9 protein-coding genes are annotated in these 11,534 nt (G+C 42.1%); 5 read left to right on the forward strand and 4 right to left on the reverse strand.

Translation table 11 applies throughout. The features are described 5' to 3' along the window. Nucleotides 1-8: 8 nt before the first annotated feature. From U5R06_18950 to gdhA, 4 genes are all read right to left on the reverse strand, one after another. Nucleotides 9-1,256: a Glu/Leu/Phe/Val dehydrogenase gene (locus U5R06_18950; GenBank protein MDZ7724821.1), complete on the reverse strand. Its 1,248-nt coding sequence runs from the start codon at nt 1,254-1,256 to the stop codon at nt 9-11. Continuing rightward, nucleotides 1,253-1,447 carry a hypothetical protein gene (locus U5R06_18955; GenBank protein ID MDZ7724822.1) on the reverse strand — a complete coding sequence of 65 codons (195 nt, stop codon included), beginning with the start codon at nt 1,445-1,447 and terminating at the stop codon, nt 1,253-1,255. Before U5R06_18955 ends, U5R06_18950 begins: the two co-directional genes overlap by 4 nt. Beyond that, nucleotides 1,434-4,454, reverse strand: a complete 3,021-nt coding sequence (locus U5R06_18960; GenBank protein MDZ7724823.1) for a PEP/pyruvate-binding domain-containing protein — start codon at nt 4,452-4,454, stop codon at nt 1,434-1,436. Before U5R06_18960 ends, U5R06_18955 begins: the two co-directional genes overlap by 14 nt. A 98-nt stretch (nt 4,455-4,552) precedes the next feature. After that, nucleotides 4,553-5,914: an NADP-specific glutamate dehydrogenase gene (gene gdhA, locus U5R06_18965; GenBank protein MDZ7724824.1), complete on the reverse strand. Its 1,362-nt coding sequence runs from the start codon at nt 5,912-5,914 to the stop codon at nt 4,553-4,555. Nucleotides 5,915-6,161: 247 nt separating this feature from the next. Between gdhA and U5R06_18970 the strand changes: the two genes are divergently transcribed. The 5 genes from U5R06_18970 (at nt 6,162) to U5R06_18990 (ending at nt 11,531) form a co-directional block, all read left to right on the forward strand. Continuing rightward, complete coding sequence (locus tag U5R06_18970) at nt 6,162-6,821, forward strand: sulfotransferase (GenBank protein MDZ7724825.1); 660 nt, start codon at nt 6,162-6,164, stop codon at nt 6,819-6,821. Between the two features lie 341 nt (nt 6,822-7,162). Further along, on the forward strand, nt 7,163-8,422 hold the full coding sequence (locus tag U5R06_18975) for a glycosyltransferase family 39 protein (GenBank protein ID MDZ7724826.1): 1,260 nt from the start codon (nt 7,163-7,165) through the stop codon (nt 8,420-8,422). Between the two features lie 9 nt (nt 8,423-8,431). Further along, entirely contained in the window at nt 8,432-9,343 is a 912-nt protein-coding gene (locus tag U5R06_18980) for a glycosyltransferase family 2 protein (GenBank protein MDZ7724827.1), read from the forward strand. Further along, nucleotides 9,340-10,470, forward strand: a complete 1,131-nt coding sequence (locus U5R06_18985; protein MDZ7724828.1) for a glycosyltransferase family 1 protein — start codon at nt 9,340-9,342, stop codon at nt 10,468-10,470. Before U5R06_18980 ends, U5R06_18985 begins: the two co-directional genes overlap by 4 nt. After that, entirely contained in the window at nt 10,467-11,531 is a 1,065-nt protein-coding gene (locus U5R06_18990; GenBank protein MDZ7724829.1) for a glycosyltransferase family 4 protein, read from the forward strand. Before U5R06_18985 ends, U5R06_18990 begins: the two co-directional genes overlap by 4 nt. Nucleotides 11,532-11,534 lie beyond the last annotated feature (3 nt).

The raw sequence follows: 11,534 nt of genomic DNA on the forward strand, positions 1-11,534 counted from the left end.
TCAAAACATCAGACCCAGCCTCTCAATTCACAAGTCTCTGCAATACGCGCCACACCAACAATGGAAGCCGCCAATCGGGGATGCACCTTTTTTTCCTGTGTCGCCTCCTTGATGGTGTGATAAGCCTGGGTCAGGATTTTATCCAGCCGTTCATGAACAACAGCCTCTTCCCAAAAATCACGCGTTCCATCCTGAACCATTTCAAAATAAGAGACCGTCACGCCGCCGGCGCTGGCCAGGATATCCGGAATAACATGAATATTTTTTTCATAAAGTATTCTATCTGCATCCGGTGTGGTGGGACCGTTGGCAAGTTCACAGATAATTTTCGCCTTGATGCGTTCAACATTTTTCAACGAAATCGCATTTTCAAGGGCAGCCGGATATAAAATATTGACATCCAGTTCCAAAATGCTGTCACGGTCGACGGGGTTTGCGCCCGGAAAACCGACCACAGAGCCATTTTTCAATTTATACATGATCAAATCCTTGACAGGCATCCCATCGGGATTGTAAAGCCCGCCTCTGGAATCGCAAACGCCAATCAATTTTCCACCGCCCAGTAATTCCTGATGTAAAAGCGCGGCGCGTTGTCCCGCATTGCCAAACCCCTGCACCGCAAAAGGACCGAGTGGATCAATATTCAAGGCCCGGCAAGCTTCACGCACTGTAATCACACCACCGCGCGCTGTCGCATCGCGGCGTCCTTCCGTACCACCGATCTGCATGGGCTTGTCAGTCAACACACCGGGATGATGATGCTGCACAATCGTTTCATATTCATCCATCATCCAGGCCATAATCTGCGGATTGGTATACACATCCGGAGCCGGAACATCTTTATCAATTCCAAGAAACGAGGCGCAAGCCCGCATATAGCCACGGGAAACATTTTCCAGTTCTCTGCGAGATAAATGACGCGGATCACAAACAACACCGCCCTTACCGCCGCCCAGCGGCAGATCAACCACAGCGGTTTTCAAACTCATCCAACAGGCCAGAGCCCGAATGGTTTCAACCGTTTCATCCGGATAAAATCGAATCCCGCCTTTGGCCGGTCCGCGCGCTGTGTTATACTGCACACGGTAAGCATGGAAAATGCGGGTCTTTCCATCATCCATTTTCACCGGAAATGTAAAAGAAATTTCCCGTTGCGGCCAGGACAGTAAATCGATAGTGGCCTGATTTAAATTCAGGATTTTTGCCGCTTCTATAATCTGATTCTGAGCGGTTTCAAAAGAATTGTATGATTTCATGACTCATCATCCTTATTGCGATAATTCTTGGGAGGCTCGGTCTGGGGATTGTCATTGTGGTCCAATAAAATACGGTACCAGCATCCCCGGCACATCAAAGCGCGGTCCACACTCAGCAAAACCTGCTCCCAGGGACTCAATCGTTTGCCGCAATGCGGACATTTTACAGGAATTTTATCATGTTTTTCCAAATTCAGCCTCCGGCTTTAAAACAATGCCTTTGCTTTTATGACCATTCATTTTAACAACAACAGGATGTTCAAAACGCAAATGCCGTATATACTGTTTCTGTTCAAGAGGCTTTTGCTGCAGCAGCCAGTCCCAGTCCACAAAACTTTCCGTCTGTTCCGGATGAACCGTATAATATCCGACCATGAATGAGTTTAAATTTTGAAAAAAATGCGAACCCTGGGAAGGCGAGACACTGTGATCCTGAAAATTTGTCTCAATGATCACACGCGCCCCCGCAATCTGATCCCAACGCACCGGAATACCCAGCCAGGGATCAAGCGATCCCCAGCGGCCCATACCAATCAGTACACAAGGGCGCTTCTCGTCAAGCAGTTTCGAATTCAGACGCCCGATTTCTGCAGCAACCTCGCGTGTTTTTGAACGGTCAAAGGCATCTCGATCGACCACAATAATATCATAAATATTCCGCAGTACACCATTGCCCAGCACCTTGACACTTTTGCAGATCAACTCTTTTTTATCAAAATGTCCAATATCCAGAACCTCCAGTTCCCGGTTCTGTACCACCGGGCGCATCTGCAAAATGGCGAATTCATTGGGTTGCGAGTCCGGTGTATGGGTGTTGACCGCAAACTCTATCTCGACCGGCGTTCCCATGCTCCAGCTGCCCATATCCAAAAGCAACTCGGTTATTTCCGGGAGGGGAAACAGTTTACCTTTGATCAAAGGTGCAAAAGACACAATTCGCGCTCCGGGTCGCGAAATGCCGTCATATATTCGATCATTTTCCGGCGAAAAAGTAGAGCCGACCTGAGCCAGGGTATTGTCCTTCTCCGCTGCATCAAGATTATATTTTTTTAAAAAGGAATCCCAGACCGTATCGGGGCGTTCATCCCGGCTGCTCACATCCAGCGCATAAAACGAGGTCTGTGCATTTTGCAGGACATTTTTAGTGTTTCCTAACGTATTCAAATAATTTGGATATTTGGGACAAAAACGAACCACAGAGCCGCCCTCCACCACCATCTTGCCCAGTCCCAAAGCAATTGAAACGATTCCATCGGATGCGTTTTGCGGTTTGACCGGATAATAATTATAGGATCGGGCAACACCGGAGAAATTCGGATAAAACCGGTCGGAATAAAAAGAACCTACCATTTTTTGTACGATGACAGCCATTTTTTCATTTTCCAGACTGTATGACGTGGCTTTGATATAATCTTTTGCCGCTTTTAGATAGGTAGACGCATAGACCCGCTTTATTGCCTTTAACAGCTGAGCCAGCCGGATCATAGAATCTTCATGCGTATTGGGCAGCATACACGTATCATAGACCCCCGCAAATGGCTGATTATGTGAATCTTCCAAAAGGCTGGACGAACGAACCGCCAGAGGTTCCTGAATGATATCGAGAAAGGATGCCAACTCGCCCAATATATTCTCAGGAAATTTTTTGGCATGCAGAAAACGTTGTATAATCTCCTGATCATCATTCGATTCAAGCGCAAAAGGCAATAATTCATTTTGTTCAACAAACGCATCGAAAATATCCGTACCAATGACAATAGCGGGAGGGATAAATATCCGAATTTCAGGAAAACGGTTTTGCAGGTTATAATTATTGATTAAAATATTGACAAAAGAAAGTCCGCGCGCTTTTCCGCCCAGCGATCCACCTCCCAATCTGGAAATACTACTCACCGGATCATACATATCTTTTTTAAAAACGGTAACAATGCCGCGCTGACGGAGTTTACGATAATCGCGCAGCGCCTTGATCAGTGACTGGCGTGTCTCTTCAATCGTATTGTAATCAGATATCTTGCGCGGTCGCAATTGATGGGCCAGCCAAAATTCAGTTCTGGCTTTTAACCAGTTGGAAAAGTAATTGCGTTCGGCATGATAAATAATGCTTTCTTCCGGGACTGTTTTTAATTTTTGCTCCAGCATCGGCAGGTCCGAGGCGCGATCCACCTCGGTGCCGTCATGTGTGCGGAAAATAAAATCGCCAAAATAAAAGTGATCAAACATGAACTTGTGCAGTCGCTCGTAAAACTGCTCGGAATTTTTCAGTAAAAATTCGGCTCCCACCCGCAATGCTTTTTCCTGATTATCGCGGGAATAACTCTGTAAAAGAATTGGAATTTCAGGACGGGCCTGTTTGACATAGTGTGAAAACGTCAAACCTGCCTGCGAGTTCATTTTCCCGTTGCGGGGGAACTCTATATCCGAAATGATGCCGAGCACAGTCTCGTAATAAGCATCGTAATAGTCAGTTGCCTCTTCATAATCCGTACATAAAATTATTTTAGGCCGCGCCCGCGCTCTTAATTGTTTGTGAGAAAGATTGATACCCTCGGAAATCAAACGCTGCGCCTGCTTCATGACCTCAACGTACATTACAGGCAGAGTTGCGCTATAAAAGCGGACATCATCTTCAACCACCAGAATAGATTGCACTCCCACCAGATTCGTATCGTGTTCCAAATTCATCTTGTCTTCAAGATTTTTGATAACGGCAAGTAAAAGCCGAAAATCCCCATGCCAGATAAAGATCTGGTCAAAATCTTCAACACCCCCGTGAGTCATCAAATCAACAAGTTCACGGTTATCAAAGGCGAGCAGAACCACCGGGATATCAAGATCACTTTGCTTCAATCGCTGCGCAAAATGCGTAAGACTCATATCTTCAATATGCAAAGTGGTGATAATCAGATCAAAGCGGCGCTCCTGCCGGGCCAGTGCAATGGCTTCTTCACCGTTTGAAACTCGCGTCAATTCCGGGGCATGGCTGAGATTCAGGTGCTGATATTGTTCGCGGATTAACTCGTATAACCGGCCATCTTCCTCAAACACATACAGATCATACAAGCTGGAAACCAGCAAAACATCCCGAATTCTAAAGCGCATGAGATTCTGGAATCCCTGGAACCGGGTTCCATAGCCGTGTTCCACCCATAGGGGATCGGAATGGGGGAGCATTTTAGACGAATGTTCATACATCATATTTACTTTCAATCATTATTTCAAAAAAGGCGGCCTGTCCCGGATAATAATCATCTGGATCGACAAAAAGTGAGGACGGGAAACGCCGGTTACACGGTTCAAACCACACCCTGATCGAGCATGGCATCCGCAACTTTGAGAAATCCGCCGATATTAGCGCCGTTCACATAATTACCCGGTGTGCCGAAACGTTCCGCCGTTTGCACACAGGTGTTATGAATATTTTTCACAATCATATGTAGACGCTCATCCACCTCATTGCGGGTCCACGGCAGGCGCATACTGTTTTGTGTCATTTCCAGACCGGATACGGCAACACCGCCGGCATTGGCTGCTTTGCCCGGAGCATATAATATTCCTTCATTCAAAAAAACATCAACACCTTTTTTTTCAGTAGGCATATTTGCGCCTTCACTTACACAATACACCCCATTTTTAACTAAATTTTGAGCATCGGTCTCATTGATCTCGTTCTGAGTCGCGCTCGGAAAGGCACAGTCTGCCGGGTGATCCCATAAAGGATTGTTAGTATCTGAAGAATCCGCCTGCGTATATACAGAATTTTTATACGTATCCGCGTACTCGTGTATTCGACCCCGTCGGACGTTTTTCAAATCTTTGACATATTCAAGTTTCTTCACATCAATGCCTTCAGGATCATAAATATATCCGGATGAATCCGAGAGCGTGATAACTTTGCCGCCAAGTTCAATTATTTTTTCAACGGTAAACTGAGCGACATTTCCGGAACCGGATACCAGACAGGTTTTTCCCTCAAGTGTCTGATTGCGGGTCTGCAGCATTTCGGCAGCCATATACACAGCGCCATAGCCGGTGGCTTCGGGTCGTACTAAAGATCCACCCCAATTCAGTCCTTTACCGGTTAATACACCGGTGAATTCGTTGCGCAACCGTTTGTACTGTCCGAACATATAACCGATTTCGCGTCCGCCAACCCCGATATCACCGGCAGGCACATCTGTGTTGGGCCCGATATGTCTGCAGAGTTCGGTCATAAAACTTTGACAAAACCGCATCACTTCCTGATCAGTTTTACCTTTGGGATCAAAATCAGAGCCTCCCTTGCCGCCTCCCATAGGCAGCGACGTCAAACTGTTTTTGAACACCTGTTCAAAGGCAAGAAATTTTAAAATCCCGAGATTCACAGAGGGATGAAACCGCAATCCGCCTTTGTAAGGGCCAATGGCGCTGTTCATTTCAACACGAAATCCGCGGTTGCTATGAATATCTCCCATATCATCAACCCAGGGTACACGAAATAAAATGACCCGTTCGGGTTCAATCATTCGTTCGAATATTCTGGCGGTTCGATATTCCGGGTAACGCTCGTAAACCAGTGATATTGACGCTGCAACCTCCTCAACAGCTTGATGAAACTCTTTCTGCTCCGGATCAGTAGCGGTTACTGTCGCAACAATCTCCTGCACAAAATCATTCATAAAGGCTCCTTTCTAAAGAGTTAATAATTTCCGTCGGTTATAATATAATTATACTTTTTGCCTGATTCAACAAAGAAAAAAAAGAATTCGTCAATATACCCCAAAGACCGTATTTTTTTTCAGGTTTTAAACATAATTGTTAAAAATATAAAATATCATTTTTAATTTAATAAAATAAATGATATGTTAAGATAGTCATACAATAATTATCATTATTTCCGTAAAAAAATCACAACAGCTGAAAAATATGAAGCATGCGCCTGTTATCATTATCGGTATGCATCGATCCGGAACCACACTGCTTGCGAAATTATTAAAGCAGGCGGGACTGTGGATCGGAAATGATCTCATTGACACCTGGGAATCGCGGTTTTTCCTGAACCGCAATGAAAAAATTCTCAATGCCGGCGGCGGAAGCTGGGCGTCCCCCGAATGCGCGGAAGCTATTCTGGGGCATTCATCTTTACGTCGGGCACTGACCTTGGAATTGAAACAGGATGCATCCTCGGCTTTTTGTGCAGGATACCTCGGGCTGAAAAGGTATATTAAACACCGTTCATTGTTCAATCTTCAAGAGCCCTGGGGGTGGAAAGAACCCCGCACGATGCTGCTCCTTCCCCTGTACCTTGATATATTTCCCGGCGCCAAAGTCATACATATAGTTCGCAATGGTGTGGATGTGGCAGCGAGTCTGGCTCGTCGAGAGCAGGTCCGTTTGGAACAGACCATTTTGAAAAAATCAGCCTCTGAAAAACTCGGCGCTCTGAGCCGCGAATACAACAAAGAACCATCTTTTTTCTCTCTGCTGCACAACTATGCCATATCAGCAAGACTGCGGTATCATCCGGTGGAAAAATATCGGAAATACGGGCTACTGCCTATTGCATCTACTGGAAAAGGGCTTTGAATTATGGAGGTATTATCTTAATATTTACTTTGAGCATCAACGCAGATTAAACTTTAATGCTTTAGATGTGAAATATGAATCGTTTCTCGAGAGCCCGGTAAACATTCTAACTCAGCTGATCGAATTCTGTGAACTCAGAAACAGTAAAAACACAGTAAAAGATATATGTAATGTCATAGACACAACACGGAAAAATGCCTATAAACAGGACAAAGATTTAGTCAATTTTTACCATTCAGTCAAATCGGACATAATTATGCAAAAATTATACGGTCAAAATTGAAAATAATCAGAGCTTTGTTCAAAATAGCATAAAAAGCAGAAAAAGTTTGATCCCAAATATGTTCCAACCAAAATCGAAACATACATTCTATTCCTGGCTGCCTTTAGTTGCAAGTATTCTGTTTATACTGCTTCCTGTTGAATATGCCATTAGTCTGTTTGTAATATCAATGCTGGTCCTGTTTCTGATTCCAAAGTATTATGCAAACGATCCGCTATTTGCCCAATTGCTTATTTTGGCTATTGTTCTCAGAATTGGCATTTTAATCGTAAATGTACACATACAGTTTTTACCCGACCAACCTGATGCTGCTCATTATTCCAGACAGGGCCTGCAAATCGCCACCAATATCAGCAAAGGATACCCTCTGTTTGACAATGTTGAATACTCGACCAGTGTAAAAAGTTACGGTCTTTTCCTGGGACTCTTGTATATTATGGTCGGGCAAACACCGCTGGTGGCAGCTGTTTTGAATGTGCTTTTTGGAGTATTATCCGGAGTCTATATCTATAAAATTACATTACTCGTGTTCAAAGACAAAACAACAGCACTTGTTACCGGCGCTATCATGCTGTTCTTGCCGTCAGCGATTGCATTCACATCATTTGTTCTACGGGATCCTCTCATACTGCTGTTAACGCTCATCCTGCTTTATCACCTTTTACGTATCCAGACCGACAAGCGTCGTACTTACGATTACTGGACGTCCCTGATCACATTTATTCTTGTCGGTATTTTGCGCATTCAAAACTTTTATCTGTACACATTGTTTTTTATCATTTTTTTTATTTTTTTATTTTTAAACTCGAAAATCAAATCAAGCAAAAAAATCCTATTTGTTTTGTTCATTCTGATCTTTCTCAGTATTCTCATCTACCAGTTTCAGGATCATATAAATGCGGTCATAACCTATCCGTTAAGGGCACAACCTCACCGAATAGAAGGCGGATCTGCTTATCTTCTCCATATGGAATATAATACTTTATCTGATGTTATCAGGTATTTGCCAATTCGATTTATCTATTTCACCTATGGCCCGTTTCTTTGGGATGTTGGCGGCCTGTTTCAAATATTCTCCGCTATTGAAGGTTTTTTTATTTGTATCGCGTCTATCCTGACACTTTTTTACGTTGTCAAATTCAAACGGTATAGGAATAGTCAGGAGATATTCATTCTGATGTTTTGCCTACTGGGTCTGCTTGCCAACTCAATGGTTGACTCCAATTTTGGCACTGCTGTCCGACACAGATTAAATTATATCATATTTTTCTTCATGTTTGCAGTTGTATATATACGCCATATTAAATTTAAGCTATAAAAGAGAAATATGTCACTCGAAAAAAAATGGTTAATCATTATAGTAAACTACAACACAGCTTTGCTTACCCTCAAAGCGATAAAATCAATTTACAAAAGCAATATCAATAATTTTGACATAATTGTTATCGACAACAACTCGAGTGATAAAAGTGTAAAATTGATATCATCAACATTTCCCAGCCTTCAGATGATTGTAAACAAAACCAATGTGGGATATGCAAAAGCCAACAATCAGGCTATTCGTTTGACGCAAAACGAATATATTTTACTCATGAACAGTGATACTGAAATGATTACCCAACATGCACTGCAAAAACTGCAACAACATTTTGAAAAAGAGCAACAGACAGGGATAGTTGGCGCTGTTCTCCTAAATTCAAAGAAAAAAATCCAGTCAGCAGGCCGGCCATTTTTAACACTTTCTCAAATGATTAAAAAATACCTGTTTTGTTACGAGCCGAATAAAATCCAAAATTCAAGCACATCTTATCCAGTGGATTACGTTGACGGAGCATTTTTAGCCATTCGGCGAAGTGCAATCAAAAATATTGGGTACATGGATGATAATTTTTTTCTTTTTGCAGAGGACATGGATTGGTGCAAACGTGCCTGGTTATGCGGCTGGCAGGTTCGCATTGCTCCGCAAATTCTTGTTTTGCATCATCATGGTGCCAGTTCAACACAGGATTTTACAAACGCATTGATCAGCAACGGTAAAAGTATTTACTATTACATGCAAAAATACAATCCCGGTCATGCTCAGATGGCATTTATTGTGTTTTGTATTGCACTGGGGTTACGTATTCCTTTGGCTATTCTTCGACATACCGGCCTTGCTGGTGACTATTGGCGGGCTTTAAAGTGCTGCATTCAATTGCTTCCTCGTCTTGAAACTCTGAATAATCGTAATACGTTATGAAAAAGATCGGTATAAATGCTATACTCTATGCACCATCACACGGCGGTATTGCTGTGTATATGAAATATTTAATACAGGAATGTTTGAAACATGAAAGCAAGCCGTACTTTTTTGTAAAACAAAATGAAATCAAAAACCTGGATATTCAGAAAAAATCATCACAAATCATTCCGGTTCATATACCTACCTCCCCTGCAGCGCTAAGATTATCACTTGAATGCGTAATCTGGCCATATCTTTTAAAGCGCTATAACATACAATGTTTTCATAGCACCATCTCTTATCTGCCTCCGGGTATCAATAAACCGTCGATCGTTACAGTACATGATCTTCGAGTATTTCACTATCCCGAAACATTCAGCACATGGAGAAGGAAATATCTAATGAAAACGATTCCGGAATCAATCCGGAGAGCAAATAAAATTATTGCAATTTCCCATTGCACCCGCAAGGACATTATCGATCTATTTGCATGTCCTCCTGAGAAAATAAAAGTCATTCCACATGGAATTGATCAAACAAGGCTGCATATGACATTCTCGGAAATCTTGAAAAATGCCACTCTAAAAAAATATTGTTCTTATCCTTATTTATTGTTGGTTGGACATCTGGAACCTCGTAAAAATTTTCTTCGATTTCTGCAGGCGTTTCAATATTTAAAAACCACAAAAAATATTTCTGAACATGTCGTGATTGTCGGAAAATCAAACCGATACACCTCCATAATAAAACAGGAAATAGACCGGCTGTCATTAAAACCCTATGTTCATTTGACCGACTTTGTCAACTATACAGAATTGGTCATTTTATATCAAAATGCCCGACTCGTTGTCTCCCCTTCGATTTTTGAGGGATTTGGTTTCACACCGTTGGAGGGCATGGCGGCTGGAAAACCTGTTATTGCATCCAATTGCTGCGCTCATTTAGAGACATTATCGCAGGCCGCTCTTTACTTTGATCCCTTTGATGTAAAAGATATGGCCGAAAAAATCTATGTACCTCTCCGGGAGCCCCAATTATACAACTCTCTGGTATTAAAAGGTGCAGAGCAGGCAGCAAAATACAGCTGGGAAACATGCTGTAAAAAAACTATAAAACTTTATGAGGATATATCAAACACATTATGAAATCCTTGAGCATACTATTTTTACCACAAACAACCTTGATTGGCGCATCAAGTCGGGCGCGTATTTATCAATATCTGGAAAACATCAAAAACTCACCATTTCAGTATAAAATTGATGCAGGCTGTTCTGTTAAGCTTGATCAGAACTTTTTGAAAGGACCTTCTCTGCTGCAAAAAATCCACTGGTATATATCAAAAATATACGGGCGCCTTAAATATCTGTTTCAACTAGATCAATATGATTGTATTTTTATACAACGCGAATCTCTGCCTTATTTTTTTCCGTTTACTGAATTACTCTTGATAAAATGGGCAAAAAAATCAATTTTTGATTTTGATGACGCTATTTTTTACCATTATCAAAAGAAAAACTGGTTGCAGTTATTTATGGACTACCATGCTGTTGAACGTATATTAAAGACTTGTAATACTGTCATCGTGAGTAATTCCTATCTTGCAGCCTATGCCCGGCGTTTTAACCAAAATGTGCATATCATTCCCACAAGTATAAATATACAAAATCAAAAAAAGAATAAAGCAGAAAATCATCCCCCCATTATTGGATGGATGGGCAGCAATGCCACACGCCAGTATATAATTGATCTACTGCCCATACTTGAAAAACTTGGACAATCCACCCCTTTTATCCTCTATATTGTCGGAACAAAAATCAACAGTAAACATCTGAAAATTAAATGTTTTGATTGGAAAAAAGAAAAAGAGTGGCAATATCTCGACTCTTTTGATGTCGGTATTATGCCTCTTCCCGATACACCTTGGACACGCGGTAAAGGTGGTTACAAATTATTGCAATATATGTCAGCAAATGTCCCCTGCGTAGCCTCGAATGTCGGCATGAACAAAGAAATCATTGAGCATAACGTCAATGGACTACTGGCCTCTACAGAGGAGGAATGGTTGCAATATTTAAAAACGTTGCTGAAAAATAAACAAAAAGGGAAACTGATCGCCTCAAACGGCTGGAACACGGTTAATAAAAAATATTCAATACAGGTAAATCTCAGAAATTGGAAATCAGTTATACATCAAACGTGCAAATAAGTA

The sequence above is a fragment of the candidate division KSB1 bacterium genome (assembly GCA_034521575.1).
Taxonomy (GTDB): domain Bacteria; phylum Zhuqueibacterota; class Zhuqueibacteria; order Residuimicrobiales; family Krinioviventaceae; genus JAXHMJ01.